The following is a 19,981-nucleotide window of genomic DNA, read 5'->3' as shown; positions in this document are numbered from 1 at the left end:
TTTCTCTCGCGGGAACAGGCCTATAAGGTGATCTTATGGGCCCGCCCCTTGCGCGGATACGACCGGACCGGTAGCGCTGGGTGATGACCTCCTTCAAAGGGACTGGCCCTCACACCATCGTCTTCGATCTCGACGGCACGCTCGTGGATACCGCGCCCGACCTGATCACCGCCCTCAACTACGTGCTTGACCGCGAAGGTCTGCCGCCCGTGCCCATGGCCTCGGCCCGCAACATGATCGGCGCCGGCGCCCGCAAGCTGATCGAGCGGGGGCTGGAGGCCGAAGGCCGCACCGTCACACCCGCGGACATGGACCGGATGACCGCGGATTTCATCGCCTATTACGCCGACCATATCGCGGTCGAATCCCGCCCCTTCGAGGGGCTCGAGGCCGCACTCGACCAGTTTTCGGCGCGAGGCCATCGCCTCGCGGTCTGCACCAACAAGCTGGAATGGCTGTCGAAGCGGCTGCTGGACCAGCTCGACCTCAGCCGCCGATTCGCAGCGATCTGCGGGGCGGACACTTTTGGCGTCCAGAAGCCAGATCCGACCATTTTCCGCGAGACCGTTGCGCGCGCCGGTGGAGACGTGAAGGCCAGCATCATGGTCGGCGACGCCGGAACCGACGTTGGGGTCGCCCGGCGGGCTGGGGTACCTGTCATCGGGGTCAGCTTCGGCTACACCGACGTGCCGATCGCCGAGTTGAAGCCAGACCGACTGATCCATCACATGCGTGACCTGCCGGCGGCCGCCATCAGCCTGATGACGGCGTCATCCGCCACAACCAGCTGATAGGACTATATTATTTCGCAAACATCCCTGCGTTAACCATCTATTGTCTATGCGCCGCGCGCCAATTGCCTGCCCCAAACGACACTTCTAAGGTCGCCCCGGGGATGTGGCGGTTTGTCGCAATAGAAGTGGATGGTTCATGCGTCGTGTCATCGCGATTGCGTTAGCAGGAGCGAGCCTGGGTGGCTGCTCCTCGATGTCTTGGGACATGTTCAAATCGGCGCCGACCGTCCAGGTCAGGCTCGAATCCAATCCCCCCGGTGCTGATGCCACGACCTCACTCGGTCAGGGCTGCAAGACCCCTTGCTCGGTCTCGGTTCCCGCGCCCGATGCGCCCTTCACGGTCGCTTTCGCCCTGCCCAAGTACCAGCCGGCGAGCGTGCCGGTGAATGTGGCCAGGAATCCCGGCGATTTCACCACCCCCGCCTCCGTCACCACCGATCCGAATCCGGTGTTTGCGGAACTCCAGCCGGCGGTGCCGCCGAAACCGGTCCGCAAGCCGCACCGGCCGAAGACACCCAAATCTGCCGCGCCCGCCGCAGCGCCGGCCGATGCTGCACCCGCAGCGGCCTCGCCGTTCCCCGATCCGAATGCAGGCAAGCGCTGATCTGCATCTACCACCCGATTGTCCTAGCCGCGTCCGATGCTTAGATTGCTTTTACGGCACCGCTGAAGCAAAGGTGCGCCCGTCGCCGCAAGTGACAAGGCATTTGGTATGAACGGACTTTCTGCGAGCCCCCGTGCCGCGCTCTCGGGCGCGATGACCGATCCGTTCGGGCGGACCATCAGCTATCTGCGTGTCTCGGTCACCGACCGCTGCGATCTGCGCTGCTTCTACTGCATGTCGGAAGACATGACGTTCCTGCCCAAGGCCGACCTCCTGACGCTGGAGGAACTTGACCGGCTCTGCACGGCCTTCATCGCCAAGGGCGTGAAGAAGCTGCGGCTCACCGGCGGCGAGCCCCTGGTCCGCCGCAACGTGATGACGCTGGTGCGCTCGCTGTCGCGGCATCTTTCGACCGGCGCATTGAACGAGCTGACGCTGACCACCAACGGCACCCAGCTTGCAAAACACGCGCGCGAGCTCGCCGATTGCGGCGTCCGCCGCATCAACGTCTCCCTCGACACGCTCGACCCCGGGAAGTTTCGCGAGATCACCCGCTGGGGCGAGATCGACAAGGTTCTCGAGGGTATCGAGGCCGCGCGCGCCGCAGGGCTTGCGGTGAAGATCAACGCCGTCGCCCTGAAGAACCTCAACGAGGACGAGCTGCCCGAACTGATCCGCTGGGCCCACGGCAAGGGCATGGGCCTGACGCTGATCGAGGTCATGCCGATGGGCGAGATCGGATCGGGACGGATCGACCAGTATCTGCCCCTGTCGCTGGTGCGCGCCCGCCTCACCCAGCAATTCACGCTGACGGATCTGCCAGAGAGCACCGGCGGTCCGGCCCGCTATGTCAGCGTCGCCGAAACCGGCGGCAAGCTCGGCTTCATCACGCCGATGACCCACAATTTCTGCGAATCCTGCAACCGGGTGCGCGTCACCTGCACGGGGACGCTGCACACATGCCTCGGCCACGAGGACGCCTCCGACTTGCGCAAACCTCTGCGTGCATCTTCCGACGACCTGCTGCTTGCGGATGCGATCGACCGCGCCATCGGCCTGAAGCCCAAGGGGCACGATTTCATCATCGATCGGCGCCACGACCGGCCCAGCGTCAGCAGGCACATGAGCGTCACCGGCGGCTAACACCGTCGGAATACGACCTTATTCCCCTTAACTATCAACAAACTTCCGATTGACTGGCGGCACGCCCGCTGGTTTGGTGCGGCTGCCTCATGCCTGCGCGGCGAGACAAGCCACGCGCCAACTCGGCGCAGTCAAGACGGCCGGGGCACAATCGGGGGAGGACCTATCGTTGCAAGCGCTCCTTAAGTTGAGCAGCAGGATCGACGCGTTCACGCGCTGGGCCGGCAAGCGCGTGGCTTGGCTGATCGTGCTCGCCGTGATCATCTCGGCAGTCAACGCGATCATCCGCAAGTCGTTCGACACGTCGTCGAATTCATGGCTTGAGCTGCAATGGGTGCTCTTCAGCATCGTCTTCCTGCTCTGCTCGCCCTGGACGCTGCTCGACAACGAGCACATCCGCATCGATATCGTGAACAACGCGCTGCCGAAGAAGGCACGCAACGTGATCGACGTGGTCGGTCACCTGTTCTTCCTCATTCCGATCTGCATCGTGATGATCATCACCGGAGTGCCGTTCTTCCAGCGCTCCTTCCACATCAACGAGCAATCCGGCAACGCCGGTGGCCTGCCGCAATGGCCCGCCAAGTCCCTGATCATGATCGGGTTCGCCTTCCTGCTCGTGCAAGGTATCTCCGAGCTGATCAAGCGGATTGCGGTGATGCGCGGATTGATGCCGGACCCGCATGAATCCCAGGTGTCGGCGCTGGAGGCCGAAGTCGAGCATCTCGTCGAAGCGATCGAGAAGAAGTAGCGGTTGGCGACGGTTTAGGGGAAATCATGACCGCATTCATCATCGCCAATATGGCGCCCATCATGTTCGTGTCGCTGGTCGTCGTGCTGCTGCTCGGCTATCCCGCGGCATTCTCGCTCGGCGCCGTCGGCCTGTTCTTCGCCGTGATCGGCGTCGAGCTCGGCCAATTCCATCCCGACTTTCTCCAGGCCCTGCCGGAGCGGGTCTACGGCGTGATGAACAACGACACGCTGCTCGCCATCCCGTTCTTCACCTTCATGGGACTGGTGCTGGAGCGCTCGGGCATGGCCGAGGACCTGCTCGACACGATCGGCCAATTGTTCGGTACCATCCGCGGCGGCCTTGCCTATGCCGTGATCTTCGTCGGCGCGCTGCTCGCCGCGACGACGGGCGTGGTCGCCGCCTCCGTGATCTCGATGGGTCTGATCTCGCTGCCGATCATGCTGCGCTACGGCTACGACCGCCGCGTGGCATCCGGCGTCATCGCCGCGTCCGGCACGCTCGCCCAGATCATTCCGCCCTCGCTCGTCCTGATCGTGATGGCCGACCAGCTCGGCAAGTCCGTCGGCGACATGTACGAGGGCGCCTTCATTCCTGGCCTCGTGCTAGCCGGCCTCTATGCCGGTTACGCCTTCCTTGTGAGCATGATTTACCCGAAAGCCGCGCCGGGCCTGCCGAAGGAGGCGATCGGCTTCCGCGAGGACGATGGCGGCCGCGGCCTCGTTTCGCTCGGCATGCTGTTCCTCGCAAGCTGCGTGTTCGGATGGTTCATGATGCGCAATTCGAGCGTGCATGGCGCCGACTACGTCGTGCTCAGCATGTTCTACGGCATCATCTTCGCCTTCGTCGTCGCCGTGCTGAACTGGGTCATCGACAAGCTCACCGGCTTCCGTTTCCTGTCCAAGATGGCGCAGCAGACCACCTTCGTCATGGTGCCGCCGCTGTTCCTGATCTTCCTGGTGCTGGGCACGATCTTCATCGGTATCGCGACGCCGACCGAAGGCGGCGCGATGGGGGCCGCCGGTGCCCTCCTCCTCGGCGCCGCGAAGCGCCGGCTGAGCTGGGACCTGATCCGGCAGGCCACGGAATCGACCGCCAAGCTGTCTGCTTTCGTCGTGTTCATCCTGGTCGGCGCCCGCATCTTTTCGCTCACCTTCTACGGCGTCAACGGCCATGTCTGGGTCGAGCACCTGCTCACCTCCCTGCCCGGCGGCCAGGTCGGCTTCCTGATCTTCGTCAACGCGCTCGTGTTCGTGTTGGCCTTCTTCCTCGACTTCTTCGAGCTGGCCTTCATCGTGATCCCGCTGCTCGGACCTGCCGCCGAGCACCTCGGCATCGATCTGATCTGGTTCGGCGTCATTCTCGGCGTCAACATGCAGACCTCGTTCATGCATCCGCCGTTCGGCTTCGCGCTGTTCTATCTCCGATCGGTCGCGCCGAAGGAGCGATACACCGATCGCGTCACCGGCAAGAGGATGGACCCCGTCACCACCGGCCAGATCTATTGGGGTGCGGTCCCATTCGTCATCATCCAGATCATCATGGTTGGCCTCGTGATCGCATTCCCTGCGATGGTGATGCACTACAAGGGCGTCCAGACGAACATCGATCCCTCTACGATCAAGATCGAGGTGCCGCAGATCGACCTGCCGCCGCTCGATCTCGGCCCGCCGCAGAAATAGCAAAGGATGGCGCGACTGTTGCCCTCTTACCCTCCCCCTCCTCGGGAGGGTGAAGAGGCCACCTCGTTCGCCGGCCGAAACCGCAGCGTGAACTCCGCGCCGCCGCCGGGCAGGTTTGCCACCGCAACCGTGGCCGCGTGATCGTCCGCCACCGCGCGCACGATCGAGAGCCCCAGGCCTGCGCCGTCGCTGCGCCTGCGGTCGGCGCGCCAGAAGCGCTGGAAGATCAGCTCGCGCTCGGCTTCCGCGATGCCCGGACCGCAATCGCGCACGCGCACCGAACCGTCTTCGCGAACCTCGACGTCAACCGAGGTGTCCTTCGCCGTGAACTTGATGGCGTTTTCGGCAAGGTTGAAGATGGCGCGCTGGATCATCTCGGAATTGCCCTGGATCAATACCGGCGCGTCGGTGCCCTTCAGCGCAATGTCCTTGTGCTGGGCGATTGCGAAGGGCGCGATCGAACCGACCACCTCGGCGCAGACGGCGCGCAGATCCGCGGTCTCGCCGGGATCGCGCACCAACGTGTCGAGCTCGGCGATCTCCAGGAGCTGCGCGACGAGCCGACTCATGGCCTCGACGTCGGCATGCAGCGCCTGCCGTGCTGCACCGTCGCCGAGCGTCTCGATCCGCGTGCGCAGGATCGCAAGCGGCGTGCGCAATTGATGCGCGGCATCCGCCGTGAATTGCCGCTGCAGCCTAAAGCCCTCCTCCAGGCGGTCGAGCGCCTGGTTGACGGCGGTGACGAGCGGCATGATCTCGCGCGGAATCTGCGCCGTCGGCAGGCGGATGTCGATGCGCGCCGGGCCGATATTGCTCGCCTCCTCCGAGGCCTTCCACAGCGGCGCAATCGCGCGGCGGAAGATGATGATGTCGGTGGCAAGCAGCACCAGGAGGATTGGAATGGTGATCCACCCCACCCGCCGGAAGAAGTTCGAGACGATGTCGTCGGTGATGACGTCGCGGTGCGCGAGGTCCTCGGCGACCTGGATGCGCACCGTCTTGCCGGCAATATGCCGCGTGACGCCCGCACCGGAGATGGTTTCCGGGAAGCGTGGTTGCGCCACAGCGGCCGGGCGGCGGTGGGAGGAGAACAGCAGCCGGCCGTCGGCATCGCGAATGTCGAACTGGTAGCGGCCGTAGGCGTCCGAATAAAGCCCCTTCAGGCTGTCGGGCAGGTTGAAGCTCAACGTGCCGTCCGGCTGCGCGACGATGTGCTCGGCCAGTACCTGGGCCTGCGCGCGCATGGCATCGCGATGCAGCTGCTCGATCTCGGAATTGAGCAGCCAGAACAGCACCAGCGGCAGGAAGATCGCGACCACCGCGACCGCGACGATGTGCAGGAACACGATGCGCGAGATCAGCGATTTGAACGTGAGCGATCTGGCATGCCCCGCCGCGGGCACGCTATTTCTCCTCGGTCATGAGATAGCCGACGCCGCGGATGGTGTGGATCACCACCCTGGCGCCGTGTTCAGCCAGCTGCTTGCGCAGCCGCGAGACATAGACTTCTACCGCGTTGGAGGCGACTTCGCCTTCGAGCCCAAAGATGTGGTCCTCGACGTTCTTCTTCGGCACCACACGCCCCTGCCGGCGCAGCAGGATCTCGAGCACCGAGCTTTCGCGCGCGGAGATGATCCGCGGCTGGTCGTCGATGAAGATCTGGCGGCTCTCGGTGTCATAGACGAGGTTGGCGAGACTGAGCGAGCGGCCGAGCAGCTGGCCGGGCCGGCGCAGGATGGCCTCCAGCCGCGCCACCAGCTCCTCCATCGCAAACGGCTTTGCGAGATAGTCGTCGGCGCCGCTGCGCAGGCCGGTGACGCGGTCCTGCAAGCCGCCGCGGGCTGTCAGCACCAGGACCGGCAACGGCTCCATCTGCCGGCGCAGCTCGCGCAGCACCGACAGACCGTCGTCGTCGGGCAGGCCGAGGTCGAGGATCATCGCGGCATAGTTGACGCTGCTCACCGCCTCGCGCGCCTCGGCCGCGCTGCCGACGATGTCGCTCTCATAGCCGGCCGCGGCCAGCCCGGCAGCAACGAGCCGAGACAGCTCGGCATTGTCCTCGACGATCAGAAGGCGCATCGATATTCCGGTGTCACCGCACGGCTCGCGCCGAAATCTTCGCCGCTCTTTTCCAGCATTCCGGACGGCTGGGCCAGCGAAAAAATGCGCGGTGAGCCGATCGCCTCGATGTCAGGCTCGTGTAAGCCGATCGGACCCGTCCTCACGCGGCCCAGAACGGCGGGCCGGCATCCGGCCGCTGGACCGAATACTCCCTGCTCGATCTAAGCGTCGCCTTCGACACGCGCAAACGGATTGCCGTACACGGAATAGGCCAGCCAGGTCAGTTCCTTCCGGCTTTTGGCTGCCTCGCGAGCGGTTCGGACGGCATCCACCAGCACGTTTCCGTCCTTGAGCGAGCGATAGAACGCCTCGGCAAAACTGTAGGCGAGCTTGTCGTCCACCGACCAAAGCGCTCCGACCAACGCGCCCGCGCCGAGTTCGGAATACGGCCGCAGAAACGCATCGACAAAGCCGGCGACACCTCCACCGAGACCGCGCCCCGAGCGCCCGGTCTGACAGGCATTGATGAAAATGGTTGGTCTCGGTCCGCTTTGCGCGAAGCGGGCAAAAGCCTTGACCTGATCCGCCGATAGCGAATCCTGCGCAAAGCCGCCGTCCACCTTGGATCCGGCCATCAACAGGTCGGCCGTCATGACCGCCCGCTGCGCCGCCTCGCCATGGCAGGCAAAGTGCAGAACGTCGCAGTCTTTGGCATTCTGCTGGAGGAAGCCCGTCACCGAGATGCTGTCGGCCGGGACCTCGCGGGGATTGCCGAACAGCTTGGCCAGCATCTCGCGTTCGGCATCGGCGCCTTCGAGCCGCAGGGCGGGATCGAGATAGGCCGGGATCACGTAGTTGACGCGATCGCTGCGCATCGCAAGGTTCGGACCGGGCCATGGCGTGCTGTGCAGCCAGCGGACCAGCCCCCATTCGGCGAGGAATCCCTTGCCGGCCTGTCCGGACTTCCGATCATTGATGTAAAGCAGCTCCCAGGGAATGAACGGCTCCTCCGAGATGACCTGGATCGCACGGATCGCCTCGCGATGGGTCCACAACGCCTCGCGGATCTTGTCCGGCAACAACTCGTTCGCCATGACAATTCCGTTTGCCTGGAGGCGCCCGAGAAACTGGTCATACAACCGGTTGGTCGCGAGCCAGGAAGTCTCGATGCCCTTGAAGATCTCCGCAACGTAGACGTCGCGCGAGAACCCCCCGGGAAGGGTGCGCGATTCCGAAACTGCGATATTGGGGTCGACGCAGGCGAGATCGAAGCGCAGCGTCACCTTGCCGCTATCTACGATCTCGTAGATCCTCAGCACCGCCGGTTCATTCGGACGTGCCGCCATGGCCAGCCCGGCCTGGCTCCGGCGCAAGGTCTTGCTTTCTGCATCGACGAATACGGGAGCCAGGGTGAAGGACGCCAGAATGCGCGGGCCCTGCCGCGCTTCGACAAGGATGTCGGCTGCGCCCTCGGCAACGCCTTCCACGACGAACCGCAGCGCCTCCGCCCGTCGTTCCCGCGGCGTGTCGATCTCTGCACTGGATTCGCCGAGGACCCGGCAGTTTTTGCGCGCGATGACTTCAACAACGATGGCGCGGGACGGGTCGATATTGACCGGGGTCCCCGAGGCGCTGGACGTTTGCGTTTCCGCAGCCTGGATCCTCTCGCGCGAAACCGTGACGAACAGCGGGACCGGCTTCCTGGGCGGCGGATGAGACTCGATCTCTGCCGCAAAATAGCAGGCGGCGGTTCTTGCATCAGGAGAAGGTGCCAAGGGCGGCGTCTCTTCTGCGACAGACGCCTGGCTCGGCACAGGCGATGCAGCCGCAGGAGCAGCACGTGTTGGCGTTCGTCGCAGCGTAGTTGTGTCCGACATCGAGTCGGCTTCGAGGCTCTCCAGATGGGGCGAGGGCAGAACGGCTCCCAGCGAGTGTTCGTCGCGAAACGCCGCTCTCCGCGTCGCCCGGCGCGATACTGTCCGCGCCAGGCCAAATTGCTCGCCGAGGCGAGCTGCGCCAACTCCCAGCCATTCACTCAACTTCAGCGGAACGACATCCGTCGCAAAGTAAGTGGTGTGAAAGACGTCGTCCGTGTTGCCGAAAGCAAAGGTCGCGTCTGCCGCGAGGCGCGAGCCGCGGGTCCCGAACGAGGTCATCGACGAGGTATCCACCACCAGGTCGTTGTCGAGCCGGAACAGGCGATTTGTCACGCGGTCGGCAATGAACTCGGCGAACTCCCTCGTCACCCCCTTGCTGGGTTCGATCTGCGCGACGAAATTCGAAGTGATCGCATAATAGGTCGCGAGCTTGTCGAGAGGACCGGCCGCCTCGTTCAACTCCCTGACGAGGTCACTCGTGGGCCGCATCGCGGCAAGTCCGGGCACCCGTTGCTCGTCGATGGCGACTTCCGAAAACGCCTGGACGAAGCGGCCGACAGTCTTGATCCCCTGCGCCACGACGGAGCTCAACGCAGCCCCTCCCGCCAGGTATGAAACCGCACGGACGCCGGCCATGATCCCGTTGGTGTAGAGATCGATCATCGCCGCCCAGTTCTCGGGCTCGGCAAGATGCGTCCCGGCGTTCGTGCAGCCGACGAAGATGGCCCTGCCCAGCCGGATGTCCGGTCGCTGCTCCGCAAGCCGATTTTCCACCATGCGATAGACAAGCCCGCCGCGGCTGTGGACGACCGCGTCGATCGACGACCCTTCCGGGACTCCCAGCGCCTGCAACGCCGCGACAAGAGCGGCTGCATTTTGGCCGGGCGTTGCGGTCAGGGTCTTGTGGTCGAAGCCGAGCACGGCGTCGTAGTGCTGGTTGGCTCTCGAAAGAAATGCCTGGCCGCTCTCGGAACCGGCAAGCTGCGCGAAGCCACCCGCGGTCGACGAGAACGTGCCGTGCACCATGAGCAGGATCTTGAGCGGGTGATCCTGCGGCAAGCGGGGCCGCTCGGATTGCGACGGGATCCATGCTGCCGGATCGAGCCCGGTCATCATCACGATCCCCTCCTCCCGGTCTCCCTCGATATAGTCGGTCGCCGCATCGACGGCCGTTCTGGCGACGAACTTCAGCACATAGGCGCGGACCGGATCGATCAGCTTGTCGGAGACCCAGTCGAGAACCGGGCCGCGCTTGCCGCGTGCCGTGGCGATTCCGCGGGCGCCGCCCGTTTCGGTCGTCAGCGGGAACACCAGAACCTGTCGACCGCCGCGTTGCGGCGATGGACGGGCAACCTGCTGCGGGTAGCTCCAAGCATAGACGCCGCCCGCCCCTTCGATCAGCACCATCGCCCGTTCGGACGGGCCGACCTCGACCTCGATCTGCGTCGGCGTCTGCGCGTCCCGTCGCAGAGCGCGCATACCAGGGCGCGTTGGCGCCATTTCAACCTCGGCCGCGATCGTGAAGTCGGACGCCGACAGCGCCCTCTTGAGATGATCGGTGCCCCTCATCTGGCTGGTGGAGGCTCGGCGCAATCCCCGACGGGCAGCGCCGTCCCCAACCACCCTGACTTCGACATCGTCGGGACTCTGAACCACGATCCCGCTTGCAACCTCAATGACAGCCATGTCCTTCCCCCTGTGCAGATGCGTTCTTCATGACGTCCTTCACATGCAGCGGGGCGCACGACGCGCGCCCCTCCGACAGCGCGAGGTCACGGCTTGACAGTCGACTGCGACGCAGGCGCCGCCCAACCGAGCAGGCTGCCATCGAGCGCCGACGACTTCCGGATCAGCTTGTTGGATTCGATGTAGGCTTCCGCCGTCGAGGGCACGAGGTATCCGATCACGAAGCCGAGAATTCCGAACGACGCGACGATGCCGGCGTACCATGACAGCGGGATGATCGGCATTTCCAGACCAAAGGCTCTGGTCACCAATACGAAGCTGACGAGAAGGCTGAACATCAGCGACGCCATGACCACCGCATGGGTCGCACCATCCCTCAGTCTCGCCTCGTGATAATCCAGTCGATCCGCCCTGAGCCGCACGTCGAGAAGAATGCTCAGGACCAGCGTGTTGAACAGGAAGATCAGGGAGAACAGCGAACTCGCCGCGAACGGATGATTCCTCGCCAGCCAGCCTTCAGCGATCGGAATCGTGCTGTAAGTCATCCACAGGATGAAGTTGCCGGCCAGATAGGAGCACGCCCCGAAGACCACGTAAGAGCTCCAGGGCAACGCGTAGAGCGAGGGGCGCGCGAAGTTCGTCGAGGCCTTCGGATAGATTGCAAAGAAGATCGAGATCGTCAGCGCTACGGCGTGCGCGAGGGACGAGAGGCCTCCGGCCAGAGAACCAACCGCAAACTTCTTCGGCAGATCGAGGAAGAACAGCGGCGCGACAGAGACAGCGAAGTCGAGGGCGAAGATCGTCACCAGGGGCGCAAACGGCAATGGCTGGGGCAGAACGGTCTGATACCCGAAGCTGGATATCAGCTCCGTCCGGGAATCGCGCCTGTCGACGACCGACAAGGTCGCCTCGGCCAGGCGACGCTGGTATGCGACCCGCAGATCCTCACACTCTTCCGCAATAAAATCGGAGATCTCGAGCACCAGCTCCCGCGCGTCGACATCCGACACCATGATGTCTTCCGTCAGCAGGAGGGCCCGCGCCGAGCGCCGCAGCATTCGCCGATACTGCCTCTCCAGCTCGTCAAACGCGGCTTTCCGCGCGCGGAAGAACTTCGCGAAGCGCGGGTTGCCGCGCAGCTCGACGAAACTGGTGTGAAGGGAAGCAACCTGCATGATCATGGCCGTCGCACCGACGGCAAGCACTTCGTCATCCTGATTGAGCGCCTTCTCGATCAGCCTCGCGGGAACGCCATATCCCTCGAGCTCGCGCTGCAACTCCGGCTTGGCCCGCTCCGTCACCCGGATGGGCGAACGCGCGATGGCCACGATGACGGTCTCCACGGCCTGCGGGTAGCGCGTCAGCGTCTGCATCATGGTTCTCAGGAATCCGATCACCCGGGATAGAATCGGCAGGTGCGGCGCCAGCACCATGAATGCGATCGTCGCCGGCACGGCAACGAGCAGGCCGGCGCCGCGTCCGGGATAGAGCTGATTGGTCAGCCAGCGGATTTGGCTGACCATGAACACATAGAAGACAACGGCGATCGTGACGTAGGCGAGGACCGCGAAATAGTAGCGATCACGCATCACGGCATAGCGGATCTCCTCGGTTTCGAAAGGGGCGTGAAAGTCGATCGCGCTGACGATGCAGATCGCGATCGCACCGAGGCCGAGAGCAACGACGGACGGGTCAAAGCCGTACATTGATGAACATCCGCTAGGGTCCAGCTCGGTCCACGAAAATTTCACCGTCGAGGCCGCGCATGTAGAGGACCGGAGAAATCCATTCGGCGAAATGCCGCGCCTTCAATTCGGCCCTCGTATGCGCCAGAGCGGCCTGAATCGATACGTTGTCGGCAAGATAAGTGTAGAACGTATCGGCGAAGGCGAGCCCCATGTTGTCGCTGATCTCGAACTGCATGGCGATCACCGCGGGCACGCCGCCCTGAATGAGCTCGGCGGCGGTGCTCGAGAACAGGGAACCGTCGGATTGCGCCCCGCTGCAGGAGTTCAGAACGACGAGGCTCGGCGTTTGGCCAGGCTGGGTGAGGAACATTCTCAATGTGTCGGCGTACAGCCGGATCCCGCTCGCCCCCCCCTCTTCCTGCACCACGATGAAGCCCATCTGCCGATCCGGATCGTGTCCGCCGTGACCGATGAAGTGAAACAGATCCCACCGCTTGCCATCATCTCCCCTCAGGAAACGACGGTTGAGATCGCGCGCCTTGGCCGAAGGAATCCAGGACAGCTTCAGTCTCTTGCCGTCGTTCAAATCGTTCAGTGCCTTCTTGATCGCGACCTGCTCGGCATCGACTTCGATCTCATCCAGCGGGAATCCGTTGAGAACCTTGACCCTCGCCGCCATGCCCAGCACCCGTATCGGCCTTGCCGCGCTCACCCGGCGTTCGTCGCCATAGTCATCGACGGCACGCGTGAACGGTGTGCTCTGGGAGGTCGTCACATAGAAGCGGTTCCTCTTGTCATACATCGTTTCCCAGGGCACGTAGGCGAGCGCGGGATCGCTGACTCGCAAGCGGATCAGGAACGGCTCGTCGCCTCTTCGCGCTGCCTGGAAACATTCCTGGTAGAGTTCGAGGATCTTTCGCTGAAAGATGAAGTCGAAGAGTTGCGAACCGATTTCCTGGACAATTCGCTCGTCCGATCCCGAAGTGAAGGCACCGGCAGCATCACGGATGGCGGGTCTTGCTTCATTGCCGCCATTTGACGCGGCCGCATCCAGGTTTCGCGGGCGTAGCGCGGCCTCGGCGCTGCGCGCGGCAGGACTCTGAAGAATCGCTTCCTGCAGCGGTCTCAGGTTCTGGCGAAAACTCGGCTTGAGCTTCTCGACTTCGATCTCGCGGCTCGAGGAGTTGTATTCCGCAACAATGCGGCAATGGTCTTCGCCACAATCCTCAATGGTCAGATTGAAAACGACCTTCGCCACGACGCAATCCTCAGCCGCGCACTATCAGCGCAAAAGGCGCCCTGCAAAAAAGTCCCGGGCGGTCAGCAAGGCCCACATCGCATGTGGAGCGCGTCGTGCCACGACATTTCCGCGCTCCGCACCTTGGAAACGGTGCAGGCCACAACCGCTATTTCGGATATCATTCTCCGCATCTTGGCAGCCGGCGTTCTGCCCGCCAAGACACACAGCTCGGGGTTCGCGCGGGCCTTCTTCTTGACTCCGGTCCTGATCGCAGCGGCGCACCGCACGGCGTCGGTCGGCGCAATCAAGGAAAGCTCGCTGGCTTCCCGAAATCTAGCGGATTTCTCTCGACATCACTGTGAGCCGCTTCACACCTCTCGCTTTGGTGATCACTGTGAAACACGCCTGCGTCGGCGACGCAGTCGATGCCCGGTTTCGGCGCTAGCCTGACTTCGTATGATGGTTCTGGAATGCGGCTCTCAGCTCAGCCAGTTGGTCGCGCGTTGCTCCCAGCTCTGCCTCGGCGCGACTTGTCGGCAGGTCCTTGTAGACAATCGGCTGATCGAACTGGCTGGCCGTGAAGTCATACCTCCGGCCTTCGATCCTGTTGTAGAAATGGTCGCCGGCCGGCAGAGGCGTCTTCAGCAAATCACCGCCGAAGAGTTCTTGAACGAGCAGAGCGGTGACGTTGCATTGTCCGGCCGCGGGATTGTTCGCCGTCCATTGGCGTGCGGTCGACAACGACCACGCCTTGCGCAACGTCCTTTGAATATCGTCGGGATCGAAGCTCATCGTTGTCTCCAGGCGGGCATCGACAAACTCTATTTCGGATTATTCGATAATTGCTTTCTACTCCTGTTTTGCCCGACAGGTCAAACTGCTCCTGGTCGAGGGGCTGCCGGGCGAAACGGTCCATCGATCGGCTGGTTCCGGAATGGATTTTACCGCAAACCGGAGCATCGGCCCCGCCTGCGTGAAGGCCGCTTGGACCGCCGATTTTTTCCGAGCCGTATCAAGCGTTGGCTACTGTGCATGGGGTTGTTTTCCAGGTTTTGATTCAACCCCTGCAAACAGCAGCGCCCCGGAGCCTTCGCTCCGGGGCGCTGCCTGCGACGGATGGTGCGATCAGCTCTGCGAACGCCGCGCCATGAAGATGTCGTAGCCGACCTCGGCGACCTGGAACCAGGCGTAGCCGTCGCTCGTGAACTTGGCGAGCGAGTCGTTCACCTTCTTGAAGTTGGGGTTGGTCGCAGCGACTTCGGCGTGCAGCTCCTTGGCGGCCTTGTAGCAGGCATCCATGATCGGGGGCGAGAAGGCATGCAGCTTGGTGCCGCCCGCGAGCAGCTTCTTCAGCGCCAGCGGATTGGCGTTGTCGTAGCGCGCCATCATGTAGTTGTTGGCGTAGTGGCCGGCCTGCTCCAGCACGCTCTGGTAATATTTCGGCAGCGCGTTCCACTTGTCGAGGTTGACGAAGGCCATCAGCATCGGCCCGCCTTCCCACCAGCCGGGATAATAATAGTGCGGCGCGATCTTGTAGAAGCCGAGCTTTTCGTCGTCATAGGGGCCGACCCATTCGGCGGCGTCGATGGTGCCCTTCTCCAGCGCCGGATAGATATCGCCGCCGGCGAGCTGCTGCGGCACCACCCCGAGCTTCTGGAGCACGCGGCCGGTGAATCCGCCGATGCGGAATTTCATGCCTTTGAGATCGTCGGGCGTGTTGACCTCTTTCCTGAACCAGCCGCCCATCTGGCAACCGGTGTTGCCGGCGAGCAGCGAGACGACGTTATAGCCCTTGTAGAACTCGTTGAGCACGTCCCGGCCGCCGCCCAGCATGTACCAGGCCTGGTTGATGCGCATGTTGGGACCGAACGGCACGGCCGAGCCGAAGGTGAAAGTCGGATCCTTGCCGAAATAATAGTAGGACGCGGTGTGGCCGATCTCGCAGGTGCCGTTCTGGACGGCGTCGAGCACCTGGAGGCCCGGCACGATCTCGCCGGCCGCGAAGATCTGGATCTGGAATTTGTTGTCGGTCGCCTCCGCGACCATCTTGCACATCATCTCGGCGCCGCCAAACAGCGTGTCGAGCGATTTCGGCCAGCTCGTCGGCATGCGCCATTTGATCTCCGGCATCGACTGCGCGATCGCGGGAGCGGCGAGCGTGGCGGCGCCGGCCGCACCAAGTCCTGTGACCTTGATGAAGTCTCTTCTCTTCATGATTTCCTGCCCTGATGTACCAGTGATTGTGGGCCTTCTTGTCGAGGCTTGCCGCAAGCATGACGCAAGCCGCGGCCGAATGCCATCGTGATCGCACTGCGGCAAAGAAAAAGCCCGGCCTCGCGAGCGAGGCCGGGCCATCCGTCTTACGACTTAAGCCGCAGATCAGCCGCGTGTGCGCGAACGGATCATGAAGCTGTCGTAGGTATATTCGGCGACCTGCCACCACAGATATTCGTCGGAGCGGTAGGCCTGCATGGCGTCGATCGACTTCTTGAAGTCGGCGTTCTTGGCCGAGATCTCAGCCCACAGCTCGTTGGTGGACTTGAGGCAGGCTTCCAGCACTTCGTTGGTGAACGGGCGAAGTTGGGTGCCGCCGGCGACCAGGCGCTTCAGCGCGGCCGGGTTCTGCATGTCGTAGCGCGCAGCCATCCAGGTGTTGGCATGGGCGGTCGCGTTGGTGAGGATCGCCTGGTAGTTCTTCGGCAGCGCATTGAACTTTTCCAGGTTGGCGAAGGCATGGACGGTCGGACCGCCTTCCCAGAAGCCCGGATAGTAGTAGTACTTGGCAACCTTGGCGAAGCCGAGCTTCTCGTCATCGTAGGGGCCGACCCACTCGGCCGCGTCGATGGTGCCCTTCTCCAGCGCCGGATAGATGTCGCCGCCGGCGAGCTGCTGCGGCACCACGCCGACCTTCTGGAGCACCTGGCCGGCGATGCCGCCGATGCGCATCTTGAGGCCGGAGAGGTCGGCAACGGTCTTGATCTCCTTGCGGAACCAGCCGCCCATCTGGGTACCGGTGTTGCCGCAGGGGAAGCCGATCACGTTCGACTTCTTGAAAAACTCGTTGGCGAGCTCGTTGCCGCCGCCCTGATAGAGCCAGGAATTCTGCTGGCGCGCGTTGAGGCCGAACGGCACCGAGGCGAAGATCGCAAAGGTGGGGTCCTTGCCGACGTAGTAATAGGAGACCGTGTGGCACATCTCGACCGTGCCGCTCGAGGTCGCGTCGAGCGCCTGGAGGCCGGGGACGATTTCGCCGCCGGCGAACACCTGGATCTGGAACTTGTTGTCAGTCATCTCGGCGACGTACTTCGACACCTGCTCGGCGCCGCCATAGATCGTGTCGAGCGACTTCGGAAAGCTCGAAGTCAGGCGCCACTTCACCTCGGGCGAGGATTGCGCGATCGCCGGCGAGGCCACTGCGGTCGCCGCCGCGCCTGCTGCCGACACTTTAAGAAAATCACGACGCTTCATATTCAGGTCTCTCCTTGCTGGGGCGTTTCCCCTTAACTTCTCTTATGCCGCCGCTCATTCCGGCGACGCGTCGATGTCGCGTCGAACCGAAGGGGCTTGACTGCCGTGCGCCTTTAACACGGACAGCACGGTTACGGAACGCGACAATGGCATGACGGGGCTCTACAAAAGTCGCATGTCCGAGGGGGCTTGCGGCCGGCCGGTTCAGGCTGCGGCGATGATGCCCTTCAGCTGGTCCCGAACCTGCCCTGCAATGGCGCGGTAGATCGCCGCATGAGGACCGTCCGGCTCGCTGTCGACGACGGGATTACCGGCGTCCGAGGTGGCGCGAATCGCCATGTGCAGGGGGATCTCGCCGAGGAACGGCACCCCGAGCTTCTCCGCCTCATGCCGCGCCCCGCCATGGCCGAAAATGTCCGACTTGGTCCCGCAATGCGGGCATTGGAAGTAGCTCATATTCTCGACGATGCCGAGCACGGGCACGTTGACCTTCTTGAACATGGCAAGCCCCCGCCGCGCGTCGATCAGGGACAGGTCCTGCGGGGTCGAGACGATCACGGCGCCCTTGAGCGGCACGTTCTGGGCCAGCGTGAGCTGGGCATCGCCGGTGCCCGGCGGCATGTCGACGACCAGCACGTCGAGCTTGCCCCATTCGACGTCGCGCAGCATCTGCGTCACCGCCGACATCACCATGGGGCCGCGCCAGATCATCGCGGTCTCTTCCTCGACCAGGAAGCCGATCGACATGATGGCGAGGCCGAAACGCCGAAGCGGAATCATCTTGCGCTCGTCGTTCAGCTCCGGCTTGTCGCGCAGGCCCGTCAGGCGCGGCACCGAGGGGCCGTAGATATCGGCATCGAGCAGCCCGACCTTGAGGCCGAGGTCGCGCAGGCCGAGCGCCAGATTGAGCGCGGTGGTCGACTTGCCGACGCCGCCCTTGCCGGAGGCGACCGCGATCACGGCGGCAACGCCCGGGATTTCCGATTGCCGCGCCATCGGCGACCCGCCGCCCTGCGGCGGCTTGTGGGCATGGGCCGGCTGCACGCCCGGCGTGCCGCGGCTCGGCTGCGGGGGTGGCGGCGGCGCGGAGCCCGGCTTGCGCTCGGCTGTCAGCGCCACCATGACGGTGGTGACGCCGGGAATGGCGCGCACCGCGGCCTCCGCTTCGGCCCGGACGGATTCCCAGGCCGTCGCCTCGGCGGCATCCACGTTGATCGAGAAGAACACCTTGCCGTCGGACGCGCTGATCGCGCTCAGCACATCGGCATGAGTGAGCGCGACCCCGCGGGGCGACTTGACCCTGGCGAGGCTGTCGAGAACCTGTTGCTGCGTCACGCTCAAAGCGCATCTCCTAGAGTTGAGGATGCCCCATTAGAGCGGAAACGCCCAAAAGGCTACTGCCTGCCGATATCGTCAGCCTTCTCGGCGGGCGCAGCCCCCTGCTCCCTGGCGGCCTCGTAATTCAGCTCGATCATGACCCCATTGGGGTCGTGGACGAAAATCTGCCAGAGATCGCCGCCGGGCACCTGGCGGGCCTCGAACTTCATCCCCTTGGATGCCAGCCGCTGCTTCATGCCGTCAAAGCCGCGACTGACGAAGGCAACGTGGTGGACAACGCCGGAATCCGGCTTTTGTGGCTCGGCGGTCGCAGAAATGTCGACGAGGTGCACCACGGGTTTACCCTCGCTGTACATCCAGGCGCCCGGGAAGGCGAAATTCGGCCGTGCGCCTTTTTCCAGACCCAGTACGTCCGCGTAGAAGCGGACGGTCTCCGCCAGATTCCGGGTCCGGATGTTGAAATGATCGAGGACGCCAACGCTCACGCCGCCCATGCTTTCGCTCCCTTGTTTTGAAGTCCTTCGGGCGCCATCCTAGCACAGGGGCCGGCCAAACGAAGCCGTTGCCCTCCGGCCTCAAGGGTTTATGGTGCGCCTCCAATCCGCCCTCACCGCGGAACCCAGGCGCCCTCGCCTGGCAAGAACCGTAAAACCCAAACTACGGACAAGGTACCACACATGGCTAAAGTCGCTTTCCTCGGTCTCGGCGTGATGGGCTTCCCAATGGCCGGACACCTCGTGAAAAAAGGGGGCCATGAGGTCACCGTCTACAATCGCACCGCGGCGAAGGCGAAGGAATGGGCGGACAAGTTCGGCGGCAAGACCGCACCGACCCCGAAGGCCGCCGCCGAAGGCCAGGATTTCGTGATGTGCTGCGTCGGCAACGACAACGATTTGCGCGCGGTCACGATCGGCCCGGACGGCGCGTTTGCCGGCATCAAGAAGGGCGCGACCTTCATCGACCATACGACCGCCTCCGCCGAGGTCGCGCGTGAGCTGGACGCAGCCGCCACCAAGGCCGGCTTCAAATTCATCGACGCCCCGGTCTCCGGCGGCCAGGCCGGCGCCGAGAACGGCGTGCTGACGGTGATGTGCGGCGGCGCCCAGGACGCGTATTCGGGCGCCGAGCCGATCATCACAGGCGCCTATGCGCGGATGTGCAAGCTGCTCGGGCCCGCAGGCTCCGGTCAGCTGACGAAGATGGTCAACCAGATCTGCATCGCCGGTCTGGTGCAGGGCCTGTCCGAGGGTATCCACTTCGCCAAGAAGAGTGGCCTCGACGTCGCCGCAGTGATCGAGACCATCTCGAAAGGAGCCGCGCAATCCTGGCAGATGGAGAACCGCTACAAGACCATGAACGAGGACAAGTACGATTTCGGCTTCGCGGTCGAATGGATGCGCAAGGACCTGTCGATCTCGCTGGCCGAGGCCCGTCGCAACGGCGCCAGCCTGCCTGTCACCGCGCTGGTCGACCAGTTCTACGCCGAAGTCGAGAAGATGGGCGGCAAGCGCTGGGATACGTCGAGCCTGCTTGCACGCCTGCAACGCTGAGACCCTGTTACGGCCTCGTCCGGGCCGTGCAGCATCGTGCTTCGTCGCGACCCCGGCCGCGACGAAGTCCAAAACGCGCGAACCGAAATAATCATAAAC

The 19,981-nt window shown here is 63.8% G+C and carries 17 protein-coding genes; 7 read left to right on the top strand and 10 right to left on the bottom strand.

The window, feature by feature from the left end; genetic code table 11:
- The first annotated feature begins 83 nt into the window (after window positions 1-83).
- The 5 genes from EHH60_RS06470 to EHH60_RS06450 all read left to right on the top strand — a co-directional run bounded on the left by EHH60_RS06470 (window position 84) and on the right by EHH60_RS06450 (window position 4,974).
- Window positions 84-791 carry an HAD family hydrolase gene (locus EHH60_RS06470; protein WP_124158634.1) on the top strand — a complete coding sequence of 236 codons (708 nt, stop codon included), beginning with the start codon at window positions 84-86 and terminating at the stop codon, window positions 789-791.
- Between the two features lie 139 nt (window positions 792-930).
- On the top strand, window positions 931-1,398 hold the full coding sequence (locus EHH60_RS06465) for a hypothetical protein (RefSeq protein ID WP_199751326.1): 468 nt from the start codon (window positions 931-933) through the stop codon (window positions 1,396-1,398).
- 108 nt (window positions 1,399-1,506) lie between these two features.
- Window positions 1,507-2,541, top strand: a complete 1,035-nt coding sequence (moaA, locus tag EHH60_RS06460) for a GTP 3',8-cyclase MoaA (protein WP_124158632.1) — start codon at window positions 1,507-1,509, stop codon at window positions 2,539-2,541.
- Between the two features lie 169 nt (window positions 2,542-2,710).
- Window positions 2,711-3,292 (top strand): TRAP transporter small permease subunit, encoded by a 582-nt coding sequence (locus EHH60_RS06455; RefSeq protein ID WP_124158631.1) that lies wholly within the window; start codon window positions 2,711-2,713, stop codon window positions 3,290-3,292.
- A gap of 26 nt (window positions 3,293-3,318) precedes the next feature.
- Window positions 3,319-4,974 carry a TRAP transporter large permease gene (locus tag EHH60_RS06450; protein ID WP_124158630.1) on the top strand — a complete coding sequence of 552 codons (1,656 nt, stop codon included), beginning with the start codon at window positions 3,319-3,321 and terminating at the stop codon, window positions 4,972-4,974.
- 26 nt (window positions 4,975-5,000) lie between these two features.
- Here the strand turns inward: EHH60_RS06450 and EHH60_RS06445 are convergent, their stop codons facing one another.
- The 4 genes from EHH60_RS06445 to EHH60_RS06430 all read right to left on the bottom strand — a co-directional run bounded on the left by EHH60_RS06445 (window position 5,001) and on the right by EHH60_RS06430 (window position 12,031).
- Window positions 5,001-6,377 carry a sensor histidine kinase gene (locus EHH60_RS06445; RefSeq protein WP_124158629.1) on the bottom strand — a complete coding sequence of 459 codons (1,377 nt, stop codon included), beginning with the start codon at window positions 6,375-6,377 and terminating at the stop codon, window positions 5,001-5,003.
- 1 nt (window position 6,378) lies between these two features.
- Entirely contained in the window at window positions 6,379-7,053 is a 675-nt protein-coding gene (locus tag EHH60_RS06440; RefSeq protein ID WP_124158628.1) for a response regulator, read from the bottom strand.
- Between the two features lie 203 nt (window positions 7,054-7,256).
- Entirely contained in the window at window positions 7,257-10,598 is a 3,342-nt protein-coding gene (locus EHH60_RS06435) for a DUF7379 domain-containing protein (RefSeq protein WP_124158627.1), read from the bottom strand.
- Window positions 10,599-10,684: 86 nt separating this feature from the next.
- Window positions 10,685-12,031: a hypothetical protein gene (locus EHH60_RS06430; protein ID WP_124158626.1), complete on the bottom strand. Its 1,347-nt coding sequence runs from the start codon at window positions 12,029-12,031 to the stop codon at window positions 10,685-10,687.
- Here EHH60_RS06430 and EHH60_RS06425 point away from each other — a divergent pair.
- Complete coding sequence (locus tag EHH60_RS06425) at window positions 12,014-12,307, top strand: hypothetical protein (protein WP_124158625.1); 294 nt, start codon at window positions 12,014-12,016, stop codon at window positions 12,305-12,307. The genes EHH60_RS06430 and EHH60_RS06425 overlap by 18 nt on opposite strands.
- A gap of 10 nt (window positions 12,308-12,317) precedes the next feature.
- Here EHH60_RS06425 and EHH60_RS06420 read toward each other — a convergent pair whose 3' ends face one another.
- From EHH60_RS06420 to EHH60_RS06395, 6 genes are all read right to left on the bottom strand, one after another.
- Entirely contained in the window at window positions 12,318-13,544 is a 1,227-nt protein-coding gene (locus EHH60_RS06420) for a CHAT domain-containing protein (RefSeq protein ID WP_124158624.1), read from the bottom strand.
- A gap of 423 nt (window positions 13,545-13,967) precedes the next feature.
- Entirely contained in the window at window positions 13,968-14,318 is a 351-nt protein-coding gene (locus EHH60_RS06415; RefSeq protein WP_124158623.1) for a YunG family protein, read from the bottom strand.
- Window positions 14,319-14,651: 333 nt separating this feature from the next.
- The gene (locus EHH60_RS06410) at window positions 14,652-15,740 is read right to left on the bottom strand and encodes a TRAP transporter substrate-binding protein (RefSeq protein ID WP_124158622.1); all 1,089 of its coding nucleotides are present in this window, start codon (window positions 15,738-15,740) and stop codon (window positions 14,652-14,654) included.
- 165 nt (window positions 15,741-15,905) lie between these two features.
- A complete protein-coding gene (locus EHH60_RS06405) occupies window positions 15,906-16,994 on the bottom strand; it encodes a TRAP transporter substrate-binding protein (RefSeq protein WP_124158621.1) in 1,089 nt (362 codons plus the stop codon).
- 204 nt (window positions 16,995-17,198) lie between these two features.
- Window positions 17,199-18,335, bottom strand: a complete 1,137-nt coding sequence (locus EHH60_RS06400; protein ID WP_124158620.1) for an Mrp/NBP35 family ATP-binding protein — start codon at window positions 18,333-18,335, stop codon at window positions 17,199-17,201.
- Between the two features lie 53 nt (window positions 18,336-18,388).
- Window positions 18,389-18,826: a VOC family protein gene (locus tag EHH60_RS06395; protein ID WP_124158619.1), complete on the bottom strand. Its 438-nt coding sequence runs from the start codon at window positions 18,824-18,826 to the stop codon at window positions 18,389-18,391.
- Window positions 18,827-19,009: 183 nt separating this feature from the next.
- On the opposite strand from EHH60_RS06395, the gene EHH60_RS06390 reads away from it, so the two are divergent.
- On the top strand, window positions 19,010-19,882 hold the full coding sequence (locus EHH60_RS06390) for an NAD(P)-dependent oxidoreductase (protein ID WP_124158618.1): 873 nt from the start codon (window positions 19,010-19,012) through the stop codon (window positions 19,880-19,882).
- Window positions 19,883-19,981 lie beyond the last annotated feature (99 nt).

It is taken from the genome of Bradyrhizobium sp. RP6, assembly GCF_003837805.1.
Taxonomy (GTDB): Bacteria; Pseudomonadota; Alphaproteobacteria; order Rhizobiales; family Xanthobacteraceae; genus Bradyrhizobium.
The sequence above is the reverse complement of the archived record's forward strand: the minus strand, read 5'-3'. Positions and strand labels throughout refer to the sequence as shown.